Source organism: Kibdelosporangium persicum (assembly GCF_013280595.1).
GTDB lineage: Bacteria > Actinomycetota > Actinomycetes > Mycobacteriales > Pseudonocardiaceae > Kibdelosporangium > Kibdelosporangium persicum.
Genome location: NZ_JAAATY010000008.1, coordinates 142,882 through 166,859, shown reverse-complemented (window position 1 = coordinate 166,859; position 23,978 = coordinate 142,882). Strand labels below are relative to the sequence as shown.

The window sequence follows — 23,978 nt, the reverse complement described above, 5'->3', positions numbered from 1 at the left end:
GACGATCTCAGGGTCACGTCATACTCACGTCGGTAGCCCCCGCGGTGATCAACTTGGCAGGGCGGTTGCTCACAACCTGGCCGGGGAGGAAATCCGTTGCGACCGATCATGCGGGTGTTCGGGGTGACACTCCGCGGAGTACAAGGCCCTGGAGACCGCCGAGAACACCCTCGCGCCGGACATGCGTGGCGGGGCGCTCGGGCACCGGGCGGTGACCTCGTGCGTCGGCGTCGAGGATTCCGTGAAGAACCCGCAGCACAGGCTGACCATCCGCAACGCGCCGAAGATCCTGATGCTGAACTCGTTGTACGACCCGGCGACGCCGTACTCGTGGGCCGTCAACGCCCACCGGCAGTCGAAGGACACGACGGTTCTGCTGACCTACGAGGGCTGGGGCCACGGCGTTTACGGACGCAGCGAGTGCACCACACGTCCCGTTGACGAGTACCTGATCACCCTGAAGACGCCGACCGTCAGGCGGTGCGCGGCTGTCGAGCCTCCGGCTGGGGAGAGCATGTCGGCCCACGTTCCGGTGGGACCGCAGCCCGCCATTCCGGGCTGGCTGCGTTAGCGTTCGCCAGGGTGGCCCGGCGGTTCCGCCGGGCCACCCCGCTCGTCAGCCGGCCAGCGGCCAGGCCGGGCAAGCGCGGGCGACGTACTCCGGCGGCAGCGGGATGTCGAGCTGTTCGAGCAGGATCGTGACGCGGCGTGCGTAGCTGATGAGGTCGCCCGCGCTGCCGAGCACGTGCTCGGTGCTGTTCTCGTACTCCCGCAGGCTGTAGAGGCTCATCAGCACACCGGTCGCGATGCCGTGGGCGGCGTTGACCAGACCGAGCATGGCACGGCGTTGGATTTCCGCGAGGTACGGCTCCACGGCCTTGTCCACGAGGTATGCGCAGACGTCTTCCGGGTCGCAGACGACGACGTCAGGTGCGTCCATGTCGGAGAACTCGTAGCCGGTGAGGGTGTCGGCGAGGGCCGCGCTGACCTCCTCGTGCGACGGGGCGGACAGCAGGGTGGTGGCGTGCCATTCGGCTTCGGCCGCGAGTTCCGGGTGCGAGCGCAGCAGATTCGTCAGGACTTGGGCCTGCTCGGACGTTCTGAGTGCGGCCAGTGCGGTCGCTGCCACGGGAGGTTCCTCCGATGTGTACCTGGGTGATGACATCTCATTCAGCCACTGCCCGGTTACCTGCCGGTAGTGCCGGAAGACCTACTCCATTCGTGCCGGGCGCGGGCCGTGGCGTGACATGATCGGGCGATGCTGCGAATCGGGATGCTGGGCGCGGCCAGGATCGCGCCCGCCGCGTTGATCAGACCGGCCAAGGCGGACACCGGGGTCGAAGTCGCCGCCGTCGCCGCGCGGGACACCGCGAAGGCGCGGCGGTTCGCGGCCACACACGGGGTCTCGAAGGTGCACGAGAGCTACCAGGACCTGGTGGACGATCCGGAGATCGACGCGGTCTACAACCCGTTGCCCAACGGTCTGCACGGCCGGTGGACGCTCGCCGCGCTGGCCGCGGGCAAGCACGTCCTGTGCGAGAAACCCTTCACCGCCAACGCGGCCGAAGCGAAAACGGTCGCGGACGCGGCCGGATCCAGCGGCCTCGTCGTGATGGAGGCGTTCCACTACCGCTACCACCCGATGCTCAAGCGGGCCATCGAGGTGATGCGGGACGGCGAACTCGGGGTGATCGAACGGATCGAAGCCGCGATGTGCTTCCCGTTGCCGAAATTCTCCGACATCCGCTACGACCTCGGGCTCGCCGGCGGCGCGCTGATGGACGCCGGCTGCTACCCCGTCCACTTGGTACGGTCACTGACCGGCGAGGAGCCGAAAGTCCTGTCCGCGCGGGCGAAACTGCACAAGCCGAACGTCGACCGCGCGATGACCGCGGAGGTCCGGTTCGACGAGGGCTACACCGCGGAGATCACGTGCTCGTTATGGTCGGCCTCGCTGCTGCGGATGTCGGCGACGGTGTACGGCTCGGACGGCCTGATGAGCCTGACCAACCCGTACATGCCCCAGATGTGGCACCGGATGACGGTGATGTCCAACGGCGGCAAGCGGACCGAGCGGTTCACCAAGCGGCCCACCTACGCGTTTCAGCTGGATGCCTTCAAGAACGCGGTGGAGAAGGGCGAGCCGACGCTGACTCCGCCGGAGGATTCGGTCAGGAACATGGCCGTGATCGACGCGATCTACACGGCAGCGGGGCTGGAGCCGAGGGTACCGAGTAGCTAGCGCTGAACAAACCTCGTGAGTGTTTATCCGGGTTCTAACCCTGACAAACACTCACGAGGTCGTTCAGGCCTGCTGGAAAGCGTTGTGCTGTAAGCGGTTCAGCACCTGTTCGAGGACGTGGACCTCGCTGTCGCTGATGCCGTCCCGCAGCCGCGCGTCGAAATCCTGGGCGACCCGGACAAGTCGTTGCCAGAGCGCCTCGCCTGCCTCGGTCAGCTCCACCAGGTGAACCCGGCGGTTGGCCGGATCGCGCCGCCGGGTCACCAGTCCGTCGGCCTCGAGACCGTTGAGGTGGTGGGTGAGTGTCGCGCCCTGGATCGCCGCCGCCTCGGCCAGTTCACGCTGGCTGGCCGTGGCGCTCGTCTTGAGTGCGAAAAGAATGGTCCATGTGGACAGTGAACCGCCCGTCTCGGCCAGCACGTCGTCGAACGCGCGCCCCAGCACCTTCGCCGTGCGCGCCACGGTCAACCCCACGGGAACCTCGGACATGGGGGAATGGTAACCGTCGAAACGTTTGACGGCTAATCGTTAGACGTCTAACGTCGAAGTCATGGCTATCGACCTGAACCACATCATCGTTCCGGCCACCGACGCCAAGGCATCCGCGCGGTTCCTCGCCGACATCCTGGGGCTCGAAGCCGGTGCCCAGTGGGGCCCGTTCTTCCCGGTCCAGACCGCCAACGGGGTCACGCTGGACTACGCGGACAACACGGACTTCTCCAGGCAGCACTGCGCGTTCCTGGTCACCGACGAGGAGTTCGACGCCTGTTTCGCCCGGATCAAGGAGAAAGGCGTGCCCTACTGGGCCGACCCGCACCACGACAAGCCGAACGAGATCAACCACCTCTACGGCGGCCGTGGCGTGTACTTCGACGACCCGGACGGCCACGTCATGGAGATCATCACCGCGCCGTACGCCTAGTCTGGCGGCGTGCCGGTAGTTCTCGCTGTCTCGCTGGGCGGTGGCCTGGGCGCCTTGGCCCGGTACGGCGTCGGCTTGGCGTTCCCGGCCGCACCGGGCGCCTTCCCGTGGGGCACGTTCGTCGTCAACGCCGCCGGATGCTTCCTGATGGGCGTGCTGATGGTGCTGGCGACCGAACTGGTCAGGGCGCATCGGCTGGTGCGGCCCTTCCTGGGCGTCGGCGTGCTCGGGGGTTTCACCACGTTCTCGACCTATGCGGTGGAGACCCGTCAGTTGCTGGCCGACGCGCCGGGAGTGGCCGTCGCCTACCTCATCGGGACCGTGCTCACCGCCATCGTGGCGGTTCTGGCCGGGGTCTGGCTGGTCAGAAGGCTGGCGAGGCGTCCGTGAACGCGGTGTTCGTGGTTCTCGGCGCGATGGTCGGCGCGCCGCTGCGGTATCTGGTCAGCCGGGCCGTGGCGTCACCGTGGGGCACGTTCGTGGTGAATGTCGCCGGGTGTTTTGTGCTCGGGCTGCTTACGGGAGTCTCAAGCGGACTGCACGCCCTCATCGGCATCGGATTCTGTGGCGCGCTCACGACATACAGCACATTCGCCTACGAAACGCTCCAACTCGTCGAACGGAAGGCCTACCGGACGGCCGTGGCGAACGTGGTGCTGAGCGTCGTGGCCGGGCTGGGCACCGCAGCCCTGGGCTACCTGGCCGCCTAGCCCGCACAGTCCATAGTGGATTGTCAGGATGCGGCGATGCCGACAGGGCGGATCCGCTCGCATCGCCCTGACCTGTGCTTTAGGGTCGAGGTGTGGACCTGCCCGTGATGCCGCCGGTGAAACCGATGCTGGCCAAGGCCGTGCACGCGGTACCGCGCACGCCTGGCCTGAGCTACGAGCCCAAGTGGGACGGGTTCCGGTGCATCGTGTTCCGGGACGGCGACGAGATCGAACTGGGCTCGCGCAACGACCGGCCGCTGACCCGGTACTTCCCGGAACTCGCCGAGTTGCTGCGCGAAGCCCTGCCGCACCGGTGTGTCGTGGACGGTGAGATCGTCATCGTCACGGGCACCGGCCTGGACTTCGAGGCCCTGCAACTGCGGCTGCATCCCGCGGCCTCGCGCGTGCGCAAGCTGGCCGAGGAGACCCCGGCCAGTTTTGTCGCCTTCGACCTGCTGGCGCTCGACGACCGATCGCTCATGGACGAGCCGTTCGCGCGGCGCCGCCGCCTGCTGGAGGACGTGCTCGACGACAAACTCGCGCGGGTCCACCTGACGCCGTTGACGACCGACCCGGACGTCGCGACCGACTGGTTCACCCGGTTCGAAGGGGCGGGATTCGACGGCGTGATGGCCAAGCCGACGGATTTGCCGTACGAGCCGGACAAGCGCGTGATGTGGAAGGTCAAACACGAGCGCACAGCCGACTGCGTGGTCGCCGGGTTCCGCTGGCACAAGGACGGCGAGTCCGTCGGGTCGTTGCTGCTCGGGCTGTTCGACGACGAAGGCACGTTGCATCACGTGGGCGTGGCCAGCAGCTTCACCGCGGCCAGGCGGCGCGAACTGGTCGACGAACTGGCGCCGCTGCGCGAGAACGCGCTGGCGGGCCATCCGTGGCGGGAGTGGGCGCAGGCGCACGCCGAGCAACGGATCCCCGGCGCGTACAGCCGTTGGGCCGTCGGCAAGGACTTGTCCTGGGAGCCGTTGCGGCCGGAATGGGTGGCCGAGGTCCGTTACGAGCATGTTCAGGGACGGCGTTTCCGGCACGGCAGCAGGCTGGTGCGGTTCCGTCCGGACCGCACCCCCGAATCGTGCACGTATGCGCAGCTCGACCAGGTCGCGCCCGCCGAACTGGCAACACTTTTCGGCTAGGTTGGGATCATGGGATCGCCCTTGGTACCCCGCTACGGCAGCGGTTCGTTGTCCGATGTGGTGCCGTCGATCATGGCGGGACTCGGCGTCCCGGGCCTGACCCCGGCCGTACCGCTGCCGGAGGCCCGCAAGGTCTGCCTGCTGCTGGTGGACGGCCTCGGCTGGGCGCAGCTGAAAGCACATCCCGGGGACGCGCCGTTCCTGACCAGCCTGGCGGGCGCCGAGATCACCGCCGGTTTCCCGGCGACCACCGCGACCAGCCTGACCACGATCGGGACCGGCGTCCCGGCAGGCAGGCACGGCATCGTCGGCTACACGTTCGCCGCGTCGGACGACGAACTGATCAACGCGTTGAGCTGGGGCCTGCACGCGGGCGGCCGGACCGAGGACTTCCGGGAGAAGTACGTGCCCGAGCAGTTCCAGCCGGTCGAAACGCTGTTCCAGCGGGCGGCGGACCACGGGGTGCGCGTCCGGGTCGCCACCCACCGGACCTTCGAGGGCAGCGGCCTGACCAGGGCGGCGTTCCGCGGCGGCGACTTCGGCGGCACCCTCGCGATGGGGGATCTGGCCATGACCGCCGTCGAAGCCCTGACCAGCGGTGACCGTACGTTCTGCTACGCGTACCACTCGGAGCTCGACCTGCTCGGGCACGTGTTCGGGCCGGGCAGCATGGCGTGGCGGTTCCAGCTCAGGCAGGTGGACCGGCTGGCCGAGACCATCGCCGGGGAACTCCCGCCGGACGGCCTGCTGGTCGTCACCGCCGACCACGGCATGGTCGCGGCGCCCGAGGAGGACCGGATCGACTTCGACTCCGCCGAAGACCTCCGGTCAGGCGTGCGGATGCTCGGCGGTGAGGCGCGGGCGCGGCACGTGTACACCGAGCCTGGGGCGTTGGCGGACGTTCAGGCGGCGTGGTCCGCTCTGCTGGACGGCCGGGCGTGGCTGCTGCCCCGCGACGAAGCGATCGCGGCCGGGTGGTTCGGGCCGGGCGTCACGGACTACGCCCGTGGCCGCATCGGCGACCTTGTCGTTGCCGCGCAAGGGACTTCGGCGATCATCCGGTCCAAGGTGGAACCGAGGATGTCGCTGCTGAGCGGGCAGCACGGGTCGCTCACGGCTGAGGACCAGCTGATTCCGTTGCTGACGGCAACAGCAGCGTGAAGGTCGAGCCTTCGCGGTGGGTGAGCCGCCCGCCGTCGGCCTCGGCCAGGCTGCGGGCCAACGCCAGGCCGATGCCGTGTCCGTTGTGCACACGCCGGGCGAAGACGTCGTGCCGCGACGAGATTCCGGGGCCGTCGTCGGACACGTCGATCGCCAGCGCGTCCCCGGCATCCCGGGCGGTGACCCGGACCGTGCCCGCGCCGTGCGTGAAAGCGTTGTCCACCAGGACGTTCAGGATCTGACGGACCGCCGCCTCGGCCGCCCGCGGCTGCGGGGCGCCGTGCGCGTTGATCTCCAGCGCACGCCCGGACGCCGCCAGTGGCTCGCCCCAGGCCGTGGCCACGTCGGTGAGCAGCGCGTCGAGGTCGGCGACCGGCGCGGGAGAGCGATCCCTGGTCAGCGTGAGCAGGTCGTCGACTGTCCGTTCCAGACGGTCGACTGCCGCCACGCTCTTGCGGATCGCGGGACGCGGGTCGTCGGGCGACTCGAGCGCGGCCTCCAGTTGCAGCCGCAGCCCGGCGATCGGGGTACGCAACTGGTGAGACGCGTTGGCCGAGAACGCCCGCTCGCGGTCCATCGTGTCCCCGATGCGCTGAGCCGTGCTGTCCAGCGAAGCGCCGACGGAGTCGATCTCAGGTACCCCGCTGCGGCTGGTCCGCACCGTGAAGTCGCCGTCGCCCAGCACTTTCGCGGCCGCCGACAGCTCCTCCAGCGGTGCCGCGAGGCGCGCGGCCATCCGGCGGGCGAGCAGCAGTGCCACGCCGACGGACACCACCGCGAACCCGATCATGAAAAGCCACATGACGGCGGTACGGACACTGGAGTACCGGTGTGACTCCGTCGCCCGCAGCACGCCGACCAGGGTGCTGCCGTCCCAGATCGGGACCGCGACCACCATGCTGTCCTCGACGTCCATCACCTCGATCTCGCCGGCGGCGGCCCGTCGCACGGCTTGGTCCGCCATGACAGGCCCGCCGCCGGTGCGCAGTTCACCGGTCGGGGCGTAGAGCCCCAGCATGATCTCCGGGGGAGTGATCGGCAGCGTGGCCGTCCCCGGCAGATCCCTGGCCACGGCGATCGCCGCGATGGCCGTGGCGCGTTCCAGGTCGGTCCGTTCGTCGTCCCAGTTGTACTTGGCCACGAACGCCGCCAGCGGGAAGCCGAACAACGAGATCGCCAGTGCCACGGCGGTGATCGCCAACGTGACTATTCGCCTGCGCATCCGTTCACCTCACCGGTCGTTCCAGCCGGTAACCGTGCCCGCGCAGGGTCGAGATGCGCGGCGCCTGTTCCGGCGACGGCGCGACCGCGGCGAGTTTTCGCCGCAGTGACGCGATGTGCACGTCCAGAGTCTTGGTGGAGCCGTACCAGTGCGCGTCCCACACCTCGGTCATCAGGGTGTCGCGGCTCACCGCGTTGCCGACCGCGTCGGCCAGCCGGGCGAGCAGATCGAACTCCTTGGCCCGCAACACGACCTCCTGCCCGGACACGGTGACCTGCCTGCTCGCGGTGTCCACGACCAGCTCACCGACGGAGATGGTGTGCCGCGCGCTGGACGGGCCGCGCCGCAGGTGCGCCCGCACCCTGGCCAGCAGCTCACCCAGCCGCACCGGCTTGACCAGGTAGTCGTCCGCGCCTGCCTCCAGGCCGACCACCACGTCCATCTCGTCCTGGCGCGCGGTCACGATCACCAGCACGGCCTGCGGCTGCACGGACCGTAGCCTGCGGCACACCTCGACCCCGTCGAGGTCGGGCAGGCCGAGGTCGAGCAGCACCAGGTCGAACGTGCTCCGTTGGGCCTCGTGCAGCGCGACCGCACCCGCACGGGACCAGCTCACCTCATAGCCGTGCAGGCGCAGGCTGGATTCCAGCGCCTCACCGATCGTGCGGTCGTCCTCCACAAGAAGCAGTCTGGCCACGACCGCCACAGTAGTCAGTAAACGACAGCCGTCCGGTAACCCGAGATAACCATCCGTTTGCCTTCGGCTTCCTAGCCTCGGTTCTGTGCCTCCCGTCCTGAACCTCAGCCGTGTCGCCCTGCTGGCGTCGGCGGGCGCCCTGCTGATCACCGCGTACCTGAACTTCGCGTGGGTCCAGCAGGTCGACCCGCTGCTCGACCCGGTCAGCGACTACGTCTTCCACAACGGATTGCTGTTCGTCGCCTCGGTCCTGTCGCTGATGGCCGGTGGTTTCGCGGTCACCACGGGGATGAAACGGGCGGGCATCGACTACCCGAAGGTCGCTTTCGGACTGTGGTTCGCCGGACTGGCGCTGGTCGCGATCTTCCCCGGCAATCCGAGCGTGGACGTCTCCACGGTCGCCGGGGAGATCCACCGCTTCGGCGGCGCGATGTTCCTGGCGTCCCTGCCGGTGGCCTGCTGGCTGCTGGCTCGGACGATGGCCGCGGATCCCGTGTGGACCGTCGCGGCCGGACCGATTCGTGCCGTCGCGGTGGTCGGCGCGCTCACGGCGGCGTCGTTCGGGGCCTCCCAGTTCGTCGTGTGGCTGCCGCTGGGACTGCTCGAACGGTTCGCGCTGGCCGCTGAGATCGCGCTCGTCGTCGTGCTCGCACTGACTATCCGGAGGGCCGCCCGATGATCGTCCTCGCGGTGTTCCTCGCGGTGGTGGCCGCGTGCTGCTTCGCGATCTCGGTCGCGATGCAACACGGCGCCGTCCAGGAAACCGGCTTCTCGCTGCGGGTCCTGCGGTCCCGGCGGTGGCTGATCGGCACCTCGCTCGCCGTTCTGGGCGCGGGACTGCACGTCGTGGCGTTGTGGCTGGCGCCCTTGGTGATCGTGCAGCCGATCGGCGTGCTGAGTCTCTTGCTGACGGTGGTGCTCAACGGTCGCGGCAACGTCCTCGCCCTGATCGCGGTCGGTGTCGGCACGGCCGGGTTCGTCCTGGTCGCCGCGTCCACCGGCGCGGACATGAGCGGCGTGCAGACCGGCTCCATCCAGACGTTCGTGCTGGGCGCGTTGGCGTTCGCGTGCGTTGCCGTGCTGGTCCGGAACTGCCTGCTGCTGGCCGGCTCCGCCGCGGTCCTGTTCGGACTCGGCGCGGCCGTGATCCGGGCGGCGACCGCCGAATTCTCGATCCTGCTCGGTGCCGAGTCGGCCCTGCTGATCCTGCTCGGCGGTTGGCTGGTGCACCAGGCTTACGCGGTCGGATCGACCGCGGTGGTGGTCGGCAGCACGACCGTGCTCGACCCCTTCACCGCTGTGGCCGTCGGCCTGTGGGTCTACGGCGAAGCAGCGTTGTTCTCACCCGTCCAGGCCATCGCCTTGGCTGTGTTCGCCCTGTTGTCCGTGGCCGGCGTGATCGTGCTGGCCAGAACCCCTGAACCTGAGGAGACGACCATGCTCGCGAAAGACAACCGGCTGAGGATTCTGATCGGCGCCGACACGTTCCCGCCGGATATCAACGGCGCGGCGAACTTCGCGGGACGCCTGGCACACGGTTTGGCCGATCGCGGCCACGACGTGCACGTCGCCTGCCCGCAGCACGCCGTGCCCGTCGAGGACACCGCGATCACCATGCATCCGTTGACGTCGAAGAAGACGCCGTTCCACCCGACGTTCCGGATCTCGCTGCCGTGGCAGGCCGCGCGCGAAGCCGAGGCGCTGATCCGGCGCGTCCAACCGGACATCGTGCACGTCCAGTCGCACTTCCCGGTCGGGCGCGCGGTGTTGCGGGCGGCGCGGCGGCACGGCATCCCGGTCATCGCCACCAATCACTTCATGCCGGAGAATCTCCTTGGCTACGTTCGGATCCCCCGGCCGCTGCGGGCGGCTGCGATCCGCTGGGCCTGGCGTGACCTGGTCAAAGTCTTCCAGGCCGCCCAGCTGGTGACCGCCCCCACCCCTCGTGCCGTGGACCTGTTGACCGCCAACGGCCTGCCGGGCTCGCCGCGGGCGATCTCCTGCGGTATCGACCTCGGCCACTATCCCGCCCGGCAGACCAACGGCAAGCAGGTGCTGTTCGTCGGACGGCTCGACGAGGAGAAGAACGTCCACGAACTGATCCGCGCGGTGGCCCGGCTGCCCGAGATCCGCGCCGAGATCGTCGGCGACGGGGCGTGCCGGGCCAAGCTCACGGCACTCGCCGAGAGCCTCGGCGTGAGCGACCGGGTGGAGTTCCGCGGCTTCGTGTCCGATGAGGAACTCGTTCGTGCCTACCAGCGTGCGGACCTGTTCTGCATGCCGGGGACGGCCGAGTTGCAGAGTCTGGCCACCATGGAGGCCATGGCCGCCGGGCTGCCGGTCGTCGTGGCCGACGCGATGGCCCTGCCGCACCTCGTGGAACCGGGCGTGAACGGATTCCGTTACCCGCCAGGCAATGTGGCCCTGCTGGCCGTCGCGATCGACGAGGTCTTCCGTGACCCCTCGGTGACCGCCGCGATGGGCGAGGCGAGCCGCGAGATGATCGCCGTGCACGACATCGGCCGGACCCTGGCCACGTTCGAGGACGTCTACTACCGGGCAGCGGGCATAACCCGGCAGTCGCTGCCAGTGTCCGTCGTGCGATCCGCAGCATGAGCCCTCGTGAGTGTTTATCAGGGTTCTAGCCCTGATAAACACTCACGAGGGGGAGCTTCAGCTCGCCAGCTGGTAGCCGGCCTCGGTCACCGCGGCGCGCACCTCGTCGACGTCCAGGTCGCGGTCGCTGGTGACCGTCACCTTGCCGGTCGCCAGGTCGACGTCGACGGCCCGCACGCCCTCGATCTGCTCGACCTCCTCGGTCACCGAGCTGACGCAGTGGCCGCAGGTCATGCCCTGCACGGTGTAGGTCGCCTGGGACATCTTCGCACCCCTTGTCTGATCGGCTACCCCGATTTATACCCCTAGGGGGTAGGGGTGCGGCAAGGTGGTCTCGATCACGGGGACCACGACGGCCGGACTCGCCGCTCCACCCGGGCGGTCGCCCGGGACCGCAGGGCGAGGCCGCCGACGGCGATGGCGCCCGGCCCGAGCACCGCCGGCCATCCGGGGACCATCGGAACCCTAGTCCACACAGGGGATCGCTCCGGCGTTGATGGGCTGGACACTGGCGATCTTCTGCACCCTTTCCGGTTTCTGCACCTCGATCCGCTTCGTGTCCGGGGCCGGCGGCTGTTCCTCCTGCTGCTGCTGGACGGGAGGTTCCAGCAGGTCCTGGACGAACGCGCGCACCTGGTCGGGGTCGACCTCGACCGCGCTGCCGTCCGACGGCGTCGGGAGGTTGATCCGGCCGGTCGGGATGGTCTGGAACTGGATGTTGTTCGCGCTCAGGTCACCGAGCTGCTGGGCGAACGACACCAGGTCCCAGCCCTTGTCCAGGACGACGGCCCTGGTCAGGGCGCTCACCAGGTCGGTGATCTTGGTGGGGTCGGTGAGCGTGCCGGCGCTGAACATCCGGTTGGCCAGCCCCGCCAGGAACGCCTGCTGACGACGGACCCGATCCAGGTCGCCGTTGGTCAGGCCGTGCCGCTGACGGACGAACTTCAACGCGTCCACACCCTGCAAGGTCTGTTGTCCCGCGGGGAAGTTCGCCCCGGAGTACGAGTCACGCACCGGGTTGTTCAGGCACACCGGGACACCGCCGACCGCCTTGGTGATCTCGCTGAACCCCAGCAGGTTCACTTCCGCGTAGTGGTCGATGCGCAGGCCGGTCAGCTGGTTGACCGTGGCGATCAGGGTACGGCGGCCGTCCGTGGTCGACTCACGGTCCACAGTGGCCTGATCCCTGCCCTGCTGCCGGAGCTGGCCTGCCTTGGCGTTCTTGCCCCTGGCGTACGCGGAGTTCAGCTTGTGCCTGCCGAACCCGCCCTTGATGTCCACATAGGAGTCACGGGGTAACGACAGGCCCCACGCCTTCTTCGCCGGATCCGCGGGCACGTGGATCACGATCATGGTGTCGGTGTTCTGTTCACCGCCGGCGTTGCCCGCCTGTAACTGGTCGAGCAGGTCACGGGGCAACGGGTTGCCCTGCGCGTCGGTCCGGCTGTCCATTCCCACCAACAGGATCGTGGTGTCCTGCGGTGGCTGGCGCAGCGGCGTCGGGCCGCCGCTCGTGCTCGTCTGGGGCGGGTCCGGAACGATCACGTCGTCCGTGGCCAGGTTCGTCGTGGCGGTCCGGTAGGTCCACCAACCGGTCGCGGTCACGGCGAGCACGGCCAACGAGACGGTCGCGATCAGGCCCTTGGTCAGGATCGACAGGATTTTCGTGGTTCTCATCGCAAGTAGTCCGTCAGTAGTGCGGGCCGCAACCCGTTGGCGCGGGCCTGGGTGACGAACGCGGTCACGTCCGCCTCGAAGTTCTCGGTGAAGTGCATGAGCACGATCGATCCCGGCCGGAACTCACGCGGGCCGCTGAACCGGATCTGGCCGCCCTTGATCTCCGAACCCCAGTGCACGACGTACTTCGCGCCTGCCTCACCGGCCGCCTGCAACGTCACGTCGTCGCTGTTGCCGTAGGGAGCGCGAAACAGTGTCGGCCGCTGGCCGAACTGCCTGGCATAGGTGTCGGAGACCGGGACGATCTCGGCTTCCTGCTGGCCGAGCGGGCGGCCTGCGAGGTTCTCGTGCGACTCGCTGTGGTTCTGGATCACCGATCCGGTGTCGTCGCGCAGCTTGCGGAAGAAGTCCGGGTCGCGCCGGACGTACCGGTTGGTGAGGAAGAACGTCGCCTTGACGCCGTCGCGCCGCAGAATGCCGGCCATCGCCGGATCGCGGTGGGCGCCGTCGTCGATGGTCAGGAACACCACCGGGTCGGTCGTCTCGACTTTGTAGACCAGTTGTGCGGGGCCGATCCTGGGCGCGGGCCTGCTCTGGTGGTCCGCACCGTGCACCACGTCGGACGTGGCCGCCGTCTGCTCGCCGGTCGGGCGCGAGGGCGGTTGCTCCCGTTCCTCGACAACCAGGATGATCGCGGCGACCAACAGTGCGACCGCTGCCAACGCCACGTACCTGAACGGCTTGAGACGCTCCAGCATGGTCACCTGACTCCCGGCGTGTTACAAAAAGTGATCTCCTTCGAAGTTAGGGACGCTTTCCGGCGGTACGCCGACGGTCGTGTAACAGCCCGCCCGCAGCTGTCCGGCGGCTCTGTAACAGCCGAGTGGCCGGTCCGGCGCGGCTCGGCAGAATGGAGTGACGAAGGAGGGCCGAATGCGCCGACTGGCACTGGGGCTGGTGTGCCTCGGGCTGCTGGCCGGGTGCGCGACCGCGGGCGGGGTGCGCGTGGAAGGCGCCGCCAGCCAGGTCACGCCGCCGCCGTCGACACCGGCGCCGCCCAGTGGCGCGACGCCCTCGTTCGACCCGGTGGCCCTGCTGCGGGCCGACACCAAGGTCAGCGACAAGATCAAGAGCCATCTGACGCCCTGTGCCGGCGGCCGTTTCCCGGTCGACTCCCGGTATGTCGACGTGACCGGGGACGGCGTCACGGAGCTGATCGTGTCGGTGATGGTCTGTGACCTGAAGCCGGTCGTGGACAACGGCGGGCTGGATCTCGAGGTGGTCCGGGGCAATGGTTTCATCGCCAACTACGTGTACGACATCCTGGCCAAACCCCCGGTCGCCCTGCTGGCGCTGGAGGAACCGGGCATGATCCTCGACCAGAGCAAGGACGGCGTGGTGCAGATCATCCACTGGCAGTACCGCGCGAAGGACCCGTCGTGCTGCCCCTCACAGCAGGTGTACAAGTTCTTCAGGTGGACCGGCACCACGTTCGAGCAGTTCAGGCGATGAACCAGACGCACATCCTGCTGGTCGAGGACGACGCGGTGATCAGGGAAGCGACCCAGCTGTCGCTGGAACGCGACGGCTTCCGGGTCACCGTCGCCGAGGACGGCATCACCGGCCTGGAGAAGTTCCGTTCCCTGGCACCGGACGTGGCACTGCTCGACCTGATGCTGCCGGGGATGAACGGGGTCAGCCTGTGCCGGCAGATCCGTGAGGAGAGCCCGGCCCCGGTGATCATGATGTCGGCCCGGGCCGACCCGATCGACGTGGTCCTGGGCCTGGAGGCGGGCGCGGACGACTACGTGACCAAACCGTTCGACAGCACCGTGCTCGTGGCCAGGATCCGCGCGGTGATGCGCCGGATGGGCCGGGCGGAGGAGGTGAACGGCGAGCAGCCGCTGCGGTTCGGCGACCTGGAGGTGCACCGCAACGGCCTGGAGGTCCGCGTAGGCGGCAAGCCGGTCGAACTGACCCCGACCGAGCTGCGCCTGCTGCTGTGCTTTGTGGACTCTCCCGGCAGCGTGCTGACCCGTGACGTCCTGCTCGAACAGGTCTGGGACTACCAGTGGGGCGGCGACTCGCGGGTGGTGGACGTGCACGTCCAGCGGTTGCGCGCGAAGGTCGGCCAGGACCGGATCGAGACCGTGCGAGGCTTCGGGTACAAGCTCAGAACAGCGTCATGAAACTGCTGCCCGCCTCGATGCGGTGGCGGCTGAGCGCGGCCATCGCTGTCGTCAGTGCTTTGGTCGCGACGGCGTTGAGCCTGCTCGTGCGGACGGAGTTCGCCCAGACCCAGCTGACCGACGCCCGTCAGCTGCAGGACCAACGCATCCAGCTCGTGGTTCGCGAGTACGCCTTGTCCGGCCAGGCTTCCCTGGGCAGCGAACTGGATTCGCCGAACGTTCCGCCGGAGTTGCTGAGCGCGGTCCGGGGCGGGCAGCGGGCGACGTACTTGCAGCGGACCGCTGAAGGCTCGTGGATCTGGGCGGCCGCGGAGACGGACGGCAGGGTTTTGTCCCTGCGCAGTCCGTATTCCGACCGGGACGAGGCGTTGTCGCGGCTCGACAGGGTTCTGCTGATCGGGTCCCTCGGTGTCGTGGTGCTGAGTTCCGTCCTCGGTGTGCTGCTGGTGAGCCGCCTTTCCCGCCGGTTGCGGCTGGCCGCCGGGGCCGCTCGCCGCGTGGCCGACGGCGACATGACGGCACGGGTCCGGGACGTGATCCGCGATCGGCCCCGCGACGAGGCCGCGGAGCTGGCCCAGGCGATCGACGGCATGGCCGATGCCTTGCAGGAACGGCTTGTGGCCGAGCAACGCGTGACCGCGGACATCGCGCACGAGTTGCGTACGCCGGTCACCGGGCTGGTCACCGCCGCCGAGCTGCTGCCGCCGTCACGTCCGGCCGAGCTGGTCCGGGATCGCGTGCGGGTTCTGCGTGTCCTGGTCGAGGACATCCTGGAGGTCGCGCGTCTGGACACCGCGACCGAACGGGCCGAGTTGTCCGAGCTGGCGTTGGGGGAGTTCGTTCGGCGCCGGGTCGCCGGAGTCGCTCCGGACGCGGTCGTCTCGGTGGCCGGGGAGAGTTCGGCCCGGACTGATCCACGGCGGCTGGAGCGGGTGCTGGTGAACCTCCTGGCCAACGCCACCAAGCACGGCAAGCCACCGGTCGAGGTCACTGTGGACGGTCTGACGGTCCGGATTCGTGACCACGGGCCCGGATTCTCCGAGGAGCTGCTGCGGGACGGGCCCAGCCGGTTTCGCACCGGCAGCAGTGACCGCGGCAGCGGGCACGGGCTCGGGCTGACGATCGCCGTGGCCCAGGTGAAGGTCCTGGGCGGCACGCTGACGTTCGCCAACGCCGGGGACGGTGGCGCGCTGGTGACCCTCACGCTCCCGGAGACTCCGGCCTGATCAGCCCTGATCCGGTCCGGTCACGACAACTTGACACTGGCTAGTTGCGGCTGTCAGTGTGCCCCCATGGGGTCCTTCAAAGAGGCCACCGCCATCGAGGCAGTGGGCGATGGCGAGTTCACGGCCGACCTGGACGCGCAGTGGAGCGTCGGCGGGAAACTGCACGGCGGCTACCTCCTCGCCGTGGTCGCCCGTGCCGCGGCCGAACTGGGCGAGCACCCGCACCTGACGGCGATCAGCGGCGCGTTCCCGACCGCGCCGCAACCCGGCCCGGCCACCGTGCGGGTCGAGTTCCTGCAGTCCAGCCGCACCCTGACGCAACTGCGCGCACGGCTGACGCAGAACGGCACTCCGTGCGTCGAAGCCCTGGTCACCCAAGGCGTGCTGAGCGAGGACGACCCGTGGTGGACCAACACCCAGCCGCCGGAGATGCCCGCTGAGCAGGACAGTTTCCGTTTCCCCGCACAGGCTCCCGGCAACGACTTCGAGATTCCGATCCTCGACGTCGTGGAGACCCGCGTCGACCCCGCGGCGATCGGCTGGGCCACCGGCCAACCGGCGCGGCAGGGCGCCATCTCGACCTGGCAGCGGCTCGCTGACGGCTCGGACTGGGACCCGTTGAGCCTGCTCGTGGCCCTCGACCCGGTTCCGCCGGTGTCCTACGAACTCGGGGCCCCTGGCTGGGCCCCGACTTTGCAGTTCTCGGCGTACATCAGGCGGTTGCCCGCGCCAGGACCGGTGCGGGTACGGATGAGCGCGAACGACGTGACCAGCAACCGCATGGACGAGGCAGCGTTCGCGTGGGACAGCAGCGGACGGATGGCCGCCCAGGCGACCCAGTTCGCCGCGGTCCGTCTTCCGCGTGGCTAGGTCGTGTTTCGAATGTCCCGGTCGATGAGAGTCGGGATCGGGGCGGTTCCTGGCGTCGCCGCGGGATCGCCGCGAATACTGGTTGTCTTTGGGCGGTCCCGCGGTGGCGTCAGGGGCCGCATCCGGCCCGGCTATCGCGATCGGGCATTTGAAACACGGCCTAACCCGGGATCACCAGGCAGGACGTTCCCGCGCTCTCGATGCGGCGGGCGATCGCCTGGGCGTATCTGTCCCTGATGGGCACGACGACCGCACGGACCTCGGTCGTGCGCAGGGCTTCGAGCAGGGCGGCCATCCCCGGCCCGAAGCCGGGATGGTCGTCGTGGAACACCTTGCTCAGCATCCACCCCTGCTCGAACGTCCAGCACGTCAACAGGTCCTGGTTGTCGTCGTGCGCCGGGCCCCACACGTACCCGTACACCCGGGGTTTGCCGATGTTCTTGATGGCACTGGGCAGAACATGCACCCGCAGAGTTCGCCCGACGGGAATGACACGGTCACGGATCGTCACGGTGTGCTCCAGGTGTTGCGGCCATAGGTACTGAAGGGACGCCGTGATTCGCGTTCCATGACGCGGATCACAAGGAAAATCGCGGCCGGCTGATCTTGGTCGTGACCACGCGCCCGGATGGGGGACGCCGCGCGACACGTTCGTGGCCGTGTGAGCACTGCTACCTTCGTTCTTCAGCGGTGCCGCGATCCGTGGGGCGAGGAGGTCGTTCGGTGAGCATGGGGTTCGTCGGGGTCAGCACCAGCGAGTCGTCGATCAGGAGGATCTTCCCGCTGTGGGCGGAGATCCTCGGGTTGCCGACGCGCGAGCTGATCGGGTTCGACTTACCGCTCGACGCGGACCGCGAGCGGTACCGGGACGTGATCAGGCGGATCGCGGACGATCCGCGGATGCGCGGTGCCCTGATCACCACCCACAAACTCGGTGTCTACGAAGCCGCGCGGGACCTCTTCGACGATGTGGACCCGGAGGCGCAACGGTTCAGGGAGATCTCGTCGTTGTCCAAAAAGGACGGCCGGTTGCGCGGGCACGCGCTGGACGCGGTCACGGCCGGACTGGCGATGGAGGAGTTCATCCCGGCCGGTCACTTCGGCCGGACCGGCGGTGAACTGCTCTGCCTGGGCGCGGGCGGCGCGGGCACGGCGATCATCTGGTACCTGCTGCACCGGCCGGACCGGCCGCGGCGGATCTTCTGCACCGACAAGGTCAACCGGAAACTGGTGGCACTGCGGGCGATGCTGCGACGGGCCGGGATCGCCACGGCACACCTGGACACCCAGGTGGTGACCGGGCCGGCCGACGGCCTGATCGAACTGATGCCGCCGGGCAGCCTCATGGTCAACGCGACCGGCATGGGCAAGGACACCCCCGGCTCGCCGATCTCGGCAGCCTGCCGTTTCCCGCCCGGCAGCCTGGTCTGGGAGATCAACTACCGGGGCAGCCTCGAGTTCCTGGCGACCGCTCGGGCACGTCAGGCCGTCGACGATCTGACGGTCGTCGACGGCTGGCGGTACTTCGTGCACGGCTGGGCCCAGGTGATCGCGACCGTGTTCGACGTGCCGCTGACCCCGCGGACGATGGACGACCTGTCCGACGCCGCCCTGACCCTCCGCTGACCCAGCTCCCCCCTCGTGAGTGTTTATCCGTGTTCTAACACGCGAAAACACTCACGAGGGGGAGCTGGGGGAACATGCATGGGCTGCCCCCACTGTGGACTCACGCTGAGTGATTTCGTAACCTTGCCGAGATCTTTGGCCGCCGTGTCCGGCCAGCAGGTGCTCGGTCGAGTGAGAAGGAGACACGCGCGCGTGTCGAGCAGACTCAAGCGCGGAGTGCTGACGGCCTCCGCCGTGATCACACTTGTCGGCGCCCTGGTGCCGGTCCCGGCGTTCGCCCAGCAGGAGTCCCCGACCCTGCAGCGTTACCGCGAGCTGAACACACAGGCCAAACAGCTCAACGAGGACTACCTCAAGGCCGTCGAGGACCGTGACGCCCGCCAGGCCGACATCACCAAGGCGGGCGAGGACATGACCGCGGCCAACAGGACCAAGGCCGAGGCGAAGGTGAAGGAGGACGAGTTCCGCGGCCAGGTCGACACGCTGTCGCAGGCCACCTTCCGAGGTGCCCGCTTCGACAAGCTCTCGGCGTTGCTGACCGGGACCTCGGCCAAGGACTTCCTGGCCCGCTCGTCGGCGCTGAACGTCCTGGCCACGGACAACAACAAGGCCCTGCAGCAGCTCGTCGGCGCGGTCACCGCGGCCGCGGACGCCGAGGCCAAGGCCGCCGACGCGCAGAAACGCGCGACCGAGGCCCGCGACGCGGCGGCGAAGCTGGCCGAGGAGATCAAGGCGAAGAAGGCGGAGCTGGACAAGCAGATCAACGAGATCACCACCTCGTTGGACAAACTGTCCCCCGCGGACCGCGCGGCCCTGCAGGGCGAGCTCGACAAGGGCGTGTACCTGCCCGGCAACGGCATCGCGGGCAAGGCGGTGACCTCGGCCCTGAGCCGCCGTGGCGACCGGTACGCGCTCGGCGGCACGAAACCGCCGGTCTTCGACTGCTCCGGCCTGGTGATGTGGGCCTACGCGCAACACGGCCACAAGCTGCCCCGGACGAGCCGCGAACAGTTCAAGGTCGGCCGTCCGGTGTCCAAGAGCGAACTGCAACCAGGTGACCTGCTGTTCTACGGCAACAGCGCGGCCACGATCCACCACGTGGTGATGTACATCGGCCGGGGCATGATCGTGCACGCCTCGGACTACGGCATCCCCGTGCTGTCCGCGCCGATGGAAAAAGGCGGCAAGGACTTCTTCGGAGCGAAACGCCCCATCGGCTGATCCCATCCGGCGGCGAGCGCCCCGCGGCTTGAGCCGCGGGGCGTTTTGCTGTGCCTGGGCGCGGCCCGCAGAACGTCCTGTCCAGGGCTTGACACCGGCCTGCTAAACTATCTCCTTACGGCGTAAGCTATCAGGAGGGGTGTCATGGGGGACCATCTTGCGGACAGTCACGGCGTCATCCAGGTCCGCGGCGCGCGGGAGAACAACCTGAGGAATGTCTCGGCCGACATCCCCAAGCGCAGGCTCACCGTGTTCACCGGGGTGTCCGGCTCCGGCAAGTCCTCGCTGGTGTTCGGCACCATCGCGGCCGAGTCGCAGCGGCTGATCAACGAGACCTACACCGCGTTCATCCAGTCGTTCATGCCGAGTCTCGGCCGGCCGGACGTGGACGCGCTGTACAACCTCAGCGCCGCGATCGTGGTCGACCAGGAACGGATGGGCGCCAACTCGCGCTCGACCGTGGGCACCGCGACCGACGCGTACACCATGCTGCGCATCGTGTTCTCCCGGCTGGGTGAACCGTATGTCGGCACGTCCGGCGCCTTCAGTTTCAACCTGCCGGAAGGCATGTGCCCGGAGTGCGAGGGGCTCGGCCGGGTCTCCGCGATCGACGTGGACGAACTCGTCGACAAGAACCTGTCGCTGCGCGAAGGCGCGATCACGGTTCCCGGCTTCACCGTCGACGGCTGGTACTGGCAGAGCCTGGCACTGTCCGGGTTCGTCAACCCGGACGTCCGGCTGGCCGACTACACCGAGCAGGAGTGGCAGGACTTCCTGTACAAACCGGCGACCAAGATCAAGATCGGCACGACGAACACCACCTACGAAGGTCTCGTGGTGAAGGTGCAGCGGCTGTATCTGGCCAAGGACCGGGAGTCGATGCAGCCGCACGTCCGTGCCTTCGTCGACCGCGCGGTCACGTTCGACACGTGTGGCCTGTGTAGCGGGACGCGGCTCAACCAGGAGGCGCTGGCGTCGAAGATCAACGGCCGCAACATCGCGGACTGCTCGTCGATGCAGATCAACGAGCTGGCCGAGTTCGTCCGGGAGATCACCGACGAGTCGGTGGCGCCGTTGCTGAGCAATCTCCGGGAGACGCTGGACTCCCTGGTCGAGATCGGACTGGGGTACCTGAGCCTCGACCGGGAGTCGGCCACGTTGTCCGGCGGTGAGGCGCAGCGCGTGAAAATGGTGCGGCACCTGGGGTCCAGCCTCACCGACGTCACGTACGTCTTCGACGAACCGACGGTCGGCCTGCACCCGCACGACATCCAGCGGATGAACGATCTGCTGCTCCGCCTGCGGGACAAGGGAAACACCGTTCTCGTCGTCGAACACAAGCCCGAGGTCATCGAGGTCGCCGACTACGTCGTCGACCTCGGCCCCGGCGCGGGCTCCCACGGCGGCAACATCTGCTACGCCGGTGACCTGCGAGGTCTGCGGGAGTCCGGCACGTTGACCGGCCGCTACCTCGACCACAAGGTCAAACTGCGCGACACCGTCCGGCAGCCGACAGGCCGGCTCTCGATCACGGGCGCGAACCTGCACAACCTGAAGGACGTCAGCGTCGACATCCCGCTCGGTGTGCTGACCGTCGTGACCGGTGTCGCGGGGTCCGGCAAGAGTTCGCTGATCCACGGCTCGGTGTCCACAAGGGACGACGTGAGCGTCGCCGACCAGTCGCCGATCCGCGGCTCCCGGCGCAGCAACCCGGCCACGTACACCGGCCTGCTCGATCCGATCCGGACCGCCTTCGCCAGGGCCAACGGCGTGAAACCGGCGTTGTTCAGCGCCAACTCCGAAGGCGCGTGCCCGAAGTGCAAGGGCATCGGACTCGTCTACACCGACCTGGCGATGATGGCCGGGGTGGCCTCGGTGTGCGAGGAGTGCCAGGGCAAGCGCTTCACCGCCGAGGTGCTGGAGTACAAGTTGCGCGGCAAGGACATCAGCGAGGTCCTGGCCATGTCGGTGACCGAGGCCCGGGACTTCTTCACCACCGGCAACGCCCGGTCGATCCTGGACCGGATGGTCGACGTCGGCCTGGGTTACCTCGGCCTCGGGCAGCCACTGACCACATTGTCCGGTGGCGAGCGGCAACGCCTGAAGCTCGCGATCTACATGGGGGAGAAGGCAAGCACGTACGTGCTCGACGAGCCGACGACCGGCCTGCATCTCGCCGACGTGGACCAGTTGCTCGGCCTGCTCGACCGGCTCGTGGACGACGGCAACACGGTCATCGTGATCGAGCACCACCAGGCCGTGATGGCGCACGCCGACTGGATCATCGACCTGGGCCCCGGCGCGGGCCACGACGGCGGGCAGATCGTGTTCACCGGAACCCCGGAGGAACTGATCACCAAGAGCGATTCCCTGACCGCCCGGCACCTCCGCGAGTACGTCGGCTAATCCCCAGCGTGCTGTTCGTGAGTGTTTATCCGGGTTAGAACACGGATAAACACTCACGAGCCGTACTGGGGCCATTCGATGGCCGGGCAGCGGTCCATCACCATTCGCAGCCCGGCTTCGGTGGCGCGGTCGAAGGCGCCGGGGTCGACCACGCCGAGCTGGAACCACACCGCTTTGGCGCCGATGTCCACGGCTTGGTCGGCGAACTGGCCCGCCTGCGAAGCACGCCGGAACACGTCGACGCAGTCCACGGCGAACGGGATGTCGGCCAGCGTGGCGTACCCCTGCTCGCCCCACACGGTCTCGGCCGACGGATGGACCGGGACGATGCGTTTCCCCTGCTGTTGCAGGAAACGGGCCACGCCGTGTGCGGCGCGGCGAGGGTTGTCGGCCAGGCCGACGATCGCCCACGTCTGGCAGTTCTCCAGGATCCACCGGATGCTGTCCGGCCGCGCCCACCGCTCCATGATTCGAATCTACGTCGGATCTACGCCAGCCGCGCGGCACGGGACCGCAGGTAGCGCTGCTCGGGCAGGCTGAGGGTGCGGCGCGCGGCCAGTTCGTACTCGGTGCGTGCGGCGTCCGGGTCACCGGCACGGTCGAGCAGATGTGCCCGGACGGCGTGCACCCGGTGGTGGCCGGCCAAAGCGGGGTCGTCCTGTGCTGAGGACAACCGGTCCAAGGCGGTTGACGGCCCGTGCACCATCGCCACGGCCACAATCCGGTTCAGCGTGACCATCGGTCCCGGTGCGAGACGGTCCAGCACGTCGTAGAGCGCCAGGATCTGCGGCCAGTCCGTGTCCTCGGCCCTGCGCGCCTCACAGTGCACGGCCGCGATCGCGGCTTGGATCTGGTACGGCCCGAGCTCCGCCGTGGACAGCGTCGAGCTGATCAGGGCCACACCTTCGGCGATGGCGGCGGAGTTCCAGAGGTCCCGGTCCTGTTCGGCGAGCGGCACCAGCGCGCCGTCAGGGCGGGTACGGGCGGGCCGGCGCGCGTCGGTCAGCAGCATCAACGCCAGCAAACCGGTGACTTCGCCGTTGTCCGGCAGCCGGGCGCGTAGCTGCCTGGTCAGACGGATCGCCTCGCTGCTCAGCTCGACCCGGTGCAGCGTCTCACCGGAGCTGGCCGTGTAACCCTCGTTGAAGATCAGGTACAGCACCTGCAGGACCGCCGGGATGTCACCGGACTGCTCGAACGAGGCTCCGGCGGCCTTGATCTTCTGCTTGGCCCGGCTGATCCGTTGCGCCACGGTCGCTTCCGGCACGAGATAGGCCCGCGCGATCTCGGCCGTGGTCAGCCCGCCGACCGCCCGCAGGGTGAGCGCGACCTGCGAAGCCTCGGTCAGCGACGGGTGACAGCACAGCAGGAACAACTCAAGCGTGTCGTCCACACCAGGCACGTGTGACGGGTCGGCGGGCACCATCGTCGCGACCGTCTCCTCGCGACGCTGACGTGCCGTCTCGCTCCGCAGAAGCTCGATCCGCCGCCGCGCCGCGACCGTGATCAGCCAGTTCTTCGGATTGTCCGGCATGCCCTGCCCGGGCCACTGCACCGAAGCGGCGAGCAGCGCCTCCTGGACGGCGTCCTCGCACGAGTCGAAGTCGCCGAACTTGCGCACCAAGGCACTCAACACTTGCGGCGCGAGGTCCCGGAGCAGAACGTTCACGGAAGCTCCATCACCGGCCGTACCTCGACAAGGCCCAATCCGGCCTCCGGCAGCCGGGCGGCGTGCTCGATCGCACGGTCGATGTTCTCGCAGTCCACCAGGTAGAAGCCCGCCAGGTACTCCTTGACCTCGGCGAACGGCCCGTCGGTCGTGGTGACGACGCCGTCCTTGACGTTGACGCGCCTGGTCAGCGAGACGTCCGCCAGCGCCTCGGAGACCACCAGCTCACCCGACGCCTCCAGCCGGGACACCATGTCCTTGTGGAGCTGGTAGCCGTCCGCGCGCTGCTCGTCGGTCAGGCTCTCCCACATCGCTCTGGCCGACGGGTTCATCTGGATCATGATCAGGTACTTCACGGCTGCCTCCCCGAAAA

At 68.5% G+C, this 23,978-nt stretch carries 27 protein-coding genes; 16 read left to right on the top strand and 11 right to left on the bottom strand.

Annotated elements, in window-relative coordinates; all coding sequences use genetic code 11:
• Positions 1–181: 181 nt before the first annotated feature.
• The gene (locus GC106_RS16870; protein WP_173131099.1) at positions 182–571 is read left to right on the top strand and encodes an alpha/beta hydrolase; all 390 of its coding nucleotides are present in this window, start codon (positions 182–184) and stop codon (positions 569–571) included.
• A 45-nt stretch (positions 572–616) separates the two neighbouring features.
• Here GC106_RS16870 and GC106_RS16865 read toward each other — a convergent pair whose 3' ends face one another.
• On the bottom strand, positions 617–1,129 hold the full coding sequence (locus GC106_RS16865; protein WP_173131096.1) for a hypothetical protein: 513 nt from the start codon (positions 1,127–1,129) through the stop codon (positions 617–619).
• A gap of 129 nt (positions 1,130–1,258) precedes the next feature.
• On the opposite strand from GC106_RS16865, the gene GC106_RS16860 reads away from it, so the two are divergent.
• Complete coding sequence (locus GC106_RS16860) at positions 1,259–2,242, top strand: Gfo/Idh/MocA family protein (protein ID WP_173131093.1); 984 nt, start codon at positions 1,259–1,261, stop codon at positions 2,240–2,242.
• A gap of 63 nt (positions 2,243–2,305) precedes the next feature.
• Here GC106_RS16860 and GC106_RS16855 read toward each other — a convergent pair whose 3' ends face one another.
• A complete protein-coding gene (locus GC106_RS16855; protein ID WP_173131090.1) occupies positions 2,306–2,731 on the bottom strand; it encodes a MarR family winged helix-turn-helix transcriptional regulator in 426 nt (141 codons plus the stop codon).
• A gap of 61 nt (positions 2,732–2,792) precedes the next feature.
• Here GC106_RS16855 and GC106_RS16850 point away from each other — a divergent pair, with 61 nt between their 5' ends.
• From GC106_RS16850 to GC106_RS16830, 5 genes are all read left to right on the top strand, one after another.
• Positions 2,793–3,164, top strand: a complete 372-nt coding sequence (locus GC106_RS16850) for a VOC family protein (RefSeq protein ID WP_173131087.1) — start codon at positions 2,793–2,795, stop codon at positions 3,162–3,164.
• Between the two features lie 9 nt (positions 3,165–3,173).
• Entirely contained in the window at positions 3,174–3,554 is a 381-nt protein-coding gene (gene crcB / locus GC106_RS16845) for a fluoride efflux transporter CrcB (protein ID WP_173131084.1), read from the top strand.
• Positions 3,551–3,874, top strand: a complete 324-nt coding sequence (gene crcB / locus GC106_RS16840; protein WP_173131081.1) for a fluoride efflux transporter CrcB — start codon at positions 3,551–3,553, stop codon at positions 3,872–3,874. Before crcB (GC106_RS16845) ends, crcB (GC106_RS16840) begins: the two co-directional genes overlap by 4 nt.
• Positions 3,875–3,966: 92 nt before the next feature.
• Entirely contained in the window at positions 3,967–5,025 is a 1,059-nt protein-coding gene (locus tag GC106_RS16835) for an ATP-dependent DNA ligase (RefSeq protein ID WP_312872691.1), read from the top strand.
• A 9-nt stretch (positions 5,026–5,034) separates the two neighbouring features.
• Positions 5,035–6,186, top strand: coding sequence for an alkaline phosphatase family protein (locus GC106_RS16830; protein ID WP_173131079.1), 1,152 nt, complete (start codon positions 5,035–5,037; stop codon positions 6,184–6,186).
• Here the strand turns inward: GC106_RS16830 and GC106_RS16825 are convergent.
• Positions 6,137–7,408: a sensor histidine kinase gene (locus GC106_RS16825; RefSeq protein WP_173131076.1), complete on the bottom strand. Its 1,272-nt coding sequence runs from the start codon at positions 7,406–7,408 to the stop codon at positions 6,137–6,139. The two genes, GC106_RS16830 and GC106_RS16825, sit on opposite strands and share 50 nt — an antisense overlap.
• A gap of 4 nt (positions 7,409–7,412) precedes the next feature.
• Positions 7,413–8,105: a response regulator transcription factor gene (locus GC106_RS16820; RefSeq protein ID WP_173131073.1), complete on the bottom strand. Its 693-nt coding sequence runs from the start codon at positions 8,103–8,105 to the stop codon at positions 7,413–7,415.
• Between the two features lie 85 nt (positions 8,106–8,190).
• Here GC106_RS16820 and GC106_RS16815 point away from each other — a divergent pair, with 85 nt between their 5' ends.
• Both GC106_RS16815 and GC106_RS16810 read left to right on the top strand, forming a co-directional pair.
• Positions 8,191–8,784 carry a DUF998 domain-containing protein gene (locus tag GC106_RS16815; protein WP_173131070.1) on the top strand — a complete coding sequence of 198 codons (594 nt, stop codon included), beginning with the start codon at positions 8,191–8,193 and terminating at the stop codon, positions 8,782–8,784.
• Complete coding sequence (locus tag GC106_RS16810; protein ID WP_173131068.1) at positions 8,781–10,721, top strand: glycosyltransferase; 1,941 nt, start codon at positions 8,781–8,783, stop codon at positions 10,719–10,721. Before GC106_RS16815 ends, GC106_RS16810 begins: the two co-directional genes overlap by 4 nt.
• A gap of 57 nt (positions 10,722–10,778) precedes the next feature.
• Here the strand turns inward: GC106_RS16810 and GC106_RS16805 are convergent, their stop codons facing one another.
• The 3 genes from GC106_RS16805 to GC106_RS16795 all read right to left on the bottom strand — a co-directional run bounded on the left by GC106_RS16805 (position 10,779) and on the right by GC106_RS16795 (position 13,156).
• On the bottom strand, positions 10,779–10,985 hold the full coding sequence (locus tag GC106_RS16805; protein ID WP_173131066.1) for a heavy-metal-associated domain-containing protein: 207 nt from the start codon (positions 10,983–10,985) through the stop codon (positions 10,779–10,781).
• A gap of 201 nt (positions 10,986–11,186) precedes the next feature.
• A complete protein-coding gene (locus GC106_RS16800) occupies positions 11,187–12,398 on the bottom strand; it encodes an LCP family protein (RefSeq protein WP_173131065.1) in 1,212 nt (403 codons plus the stop codon).
• Entirely contained in the window at positions 12,395–13,156 is a 762-nt protein-coding gene (locus GC106_RS16795; RefSeq protein WP_246366021.1) for a polysaccharide deacetylase family protein, read from the bottom strand. Before GC106_RS16795 ends, GC106_RS16800 begins: the two co-directional genes overlap by 4 nt.
• 175 nt (positions 13,157–13,331) lie before the next feature.
• Between GC106_RS16795 and GC106_RS16790 the strand changes: the two genes are divergently transcribed.
• The 4 genes from GC106_RS16790 (at position 13,332) to GC106_RS16775 (ending at position 16,683) form a co-directional block, all read left to right on the top strand.
• On the top strand, positions 13,332–13,910 hold the full coding sequence (locus tag GC106_RS16790) for a hypothetical protein (RefSeq protein WP_173131061.1): 579 nt from the start codon (positions 13,332–13,334) through the stop codon (positions 13,908–13,910).
• Positions 13,907–14,587, top strand: coding sequence for a two-component system response regulator CseB (gene cseB / locus GC106_RS16785; RefSeq protein WP_173131059.1), 681 nt, complete (start codon positions 13,907–13,909; stop codon positions 14,585–14,587). Before GC106_RS16790 ends, cseB begins: the two co-directional genes overlap by 4 nt.
• Positions 14,584–15,813, top strand: coding sequence for a sensor histidine kinase (locus tag GC106_RS16780; protein ID WP_173131057.1), 1,230 nt, complete (start codon positions 14,584–14,586; stop codon positions 15,811–15,813). The genes cseB and GC106_RS16780 overlap by 4 nt, the downstream gene beginning before the upstream one ends.
• A 66-nt stretch (positions 15,814–15,879) precedes the next feature.
• Positions 15,880–16,683: a thioesterase family protein gene (locus GC106_RS16775; protein ID WP_173131055.1), complete on the top strand. Its 804-nt coding sequence runs from the start codon at positions 15,880–15,882 to the stop codon at positions 16,681–16,683.
• Positions 16,684–16,843: 160 nt separating this feature from the next.
• Here GC106_RS16775 and GC106_RS16770 read toward each other — a convergent pair whose 3' ends face one another.
• The gene (locus tag GC106_RS16770; protein ID WP_173131052.1) at positions 16,844–17,194 is read right to left on the bottom strand and encodes a hypothetical protein; all 351 of its coding nucleotides are present in this window, start codon (positions 17,192–17,194) and stop codon (positions 16,844–16,846) included.
• Between the two features lie 212 nt (positions 17,195–17,406).
• On the opposite strand from GC106_RS16770, the gene GC106_RS16765 reads away from it, so the two are divergent.
• The 3 genes from GC106_RS16765 to GC106_RS16755 all read left to right on the top strand — a co-directional run bounded on the left by GC106_RS16765 (position 17,407) and on the right by GC106_RS16755 (position 21,936).
• On the top strand, positions 17,407–18,309 hold the full coding sequence (locus GC106_RS16765; RefSeq protein ID WP_217280597.1) for a shikimate dehydrogenase family protein: 903 nt from the start codon (positions 17,407–17,409) through the stop codon (positions 18,307–18,309).
• A gap of 192 nt (positions 18,310–18,501) precedes the next feature.
• The gene (locus GC106_RS48815; RefSeq protein ID WP_173131048.1) at positions 18,502–19,530 is read left to right on the top strand and encodes an NlpC/P60 family protein; all 1,029 of its coding nucleotides are present in this window, start codon (positions 18,502–18,504) and stop codon (positions 19,528–19,530) included.
• Positions 19,531–19,674: 144 nt separating this feature from the next.
• Positions 19,675–21,936: an ATP-binding cassette domain-containing protein gene (locus GC106_RS16755; RefSeq protein ID WP_173131045.1), complete on the top strand. Its 2,262-nt coding sequence runs from the start codon at positions 19,675–19,677 to the stop codon at positions 21,934–21,936.
• 53 nt (positions 21,937–21,989) lie between these two features.
• Here GC106_RS16755 and GC106_RS16750 read toward each other — a convergent pair whose 3' ends face one another.
• The 3 genes from GC106_RS16750 to GC106_RS16740 are packed head-to-tail and all read right to left on the bottom strand — an operon-like array spanning position 21,990 to position 23,961.
• Positions 21,990–22,403, bottom strand: coding sequence for a CoA-binding protein (locus GC106_RS16750; protein ID WP_173131042.1), 414 nt, complete (start codon positions 22,401–22,403; stop codon positions 21,990–21,992).
• A 20-nt stretch (positions 22,404–22,423) separates the two neighbouring features.
• Positions 22,424–23,605, bottom strand: a complete 1,182-nt coding sequence (locus GC106_RS16745; RefSeq protein WP_173131039.1) for an RNA polymerase sigma factor — start codon at positions 23,603–23,605, stop codon at positions 22,424–22,426.
• Positions 23,602–23,961: a YciI family protein gene (locus tag GC106_RS16740; protein ID WP_173131036.1), complete on the bottom strand. Its 360-nt coding sequence runs from the start codon at positions 23,959–23,961 to the stop codon at positions 23,602–23,604. The genes GC106_RS16745 and GC106_RS16740 overlap by 4 nt, the downstream gene beginning before the upstream one ends.
• Positions 23,962–23,978 lie beyond the last annotated feature (17 nt).